The organism is Paenibacillus sp. OT2-17 (assembly GCF_009827695.1).
Taxonomy (GTDB): domain Bacteria; phylum Bacillota; class Bacilli; order Paenibacillales; family Paenibacillaceae; genus Paenibacillus; species Paenibacillus polymyxa_B.
In genome coordinates this window covers 1-989 of the sequence record NZ_WUDQ01000889.1, presented here as the reverse complement: position 1 = coordinate 989, position 989 = coordinate 1, and the positions used below count along the sequence as shown (strand labels likewise).

Annotated in this window: 2 protein-coding genes; both read right to left on the bottom strand. The window is 46.5% G+C overall.

Features of this window, described 5'->3' with window-relative positions:
- Positions 1-17: 17 nt before the first annotated feature.
- A complete protein-coding gene (locus tag GRP75_RS27945) occupies positions 18-530 on the bottom strand; it encodes a zinc ribbon domain-containing protein (RefSeq protein WP_237449241.1) in 513 nt (170 codons plus the stop codon).
- Positions 531-624: 94 nt separating this feature from the next.
- On the bottom strand, positions 625-989 hold a 365-nt coding region (locus GRP75_RS27940), incomplete at its 5' end, for a helix-turn-helix transcriptional regulator (RefSeq protein WP_160791001.1).

Sequence of the window (989 nt, the reverse complement as noted above, 5' to 3'; positions counted from 1 at the left end):
AAATCAACAGCCACTTCCTACCCGATAAAAAATGTATACTCGCCCAAAGCTCCATTTTCATAGTCAGTATAGCAACCATAGATAGAAGCATGTCCTGCTTTTTCCTTTATCCGTCCAGGCACGTCCTCACTCCAAAAACGTTCCCACATGCTTGGAATGATCCCGTGAGATGTTTGTTCATTCTGATTACTTGTACGTGCTTTCAACCCAATCAAACGGATCTCACCTCGATATTCTTCCCGAATGGGTCCATCCAGTGTAAGCCCCGTATCCTCTGAGGACCGCCATCGTTTCAAAAACGGCAGGTAATTACGCAGCATCGAAGTCGCTTCTTCTTCCTGCATCCCCTTCTCTACCAGGAAAGGCACAGACTGCTGAATCATTCCCTCCATAGTCAATTCAGGCTGTACAAATTCGCCTTCCTTGTAACAATACTTGCAATACTCATCCGTTTTATGATGTTGTGCATCCGTTCCATATTGGTCCTCATGCTCCAACGGCATCCCGCAACTTTGACAAGCTTTATCCATCCTCGTAAATCCCCTTTCGCTAACTGATATCAGGTATGCCACCAGTATAACGAAACAAACCTGACAACTATGGGTCAGGTTTGTTTTACTTAATCTAAGATGATTCCCGAACTTCTTCATAATTAGACGCAATACTCAGCGCCATCTTATGAATCTTGTCTCGCAAATGGGCTGGTTCCTTGACAACCACATCCGGTCCCAGGCTTAAAATAAATCCGTACGCCCATGCATCCTCAGGAAACGGGACCGAAACCGTATAGATCCCTTCCTCCTGCTCGGTCAATGCTTCTACGCCAAACCAGTCCTCCGCCAAATGCCTTGAATTACGGTTAAATTGTAGCGTAAATGGTTGTACGGCTCTGGATGCCTCCATCCGTCCCTCATTCCACGGCAGCACTTCATAAGAAAGGTCCCTGCGAGCAAAAACTGTCTCTGTAACCACAGGGTCACTCATGCGGG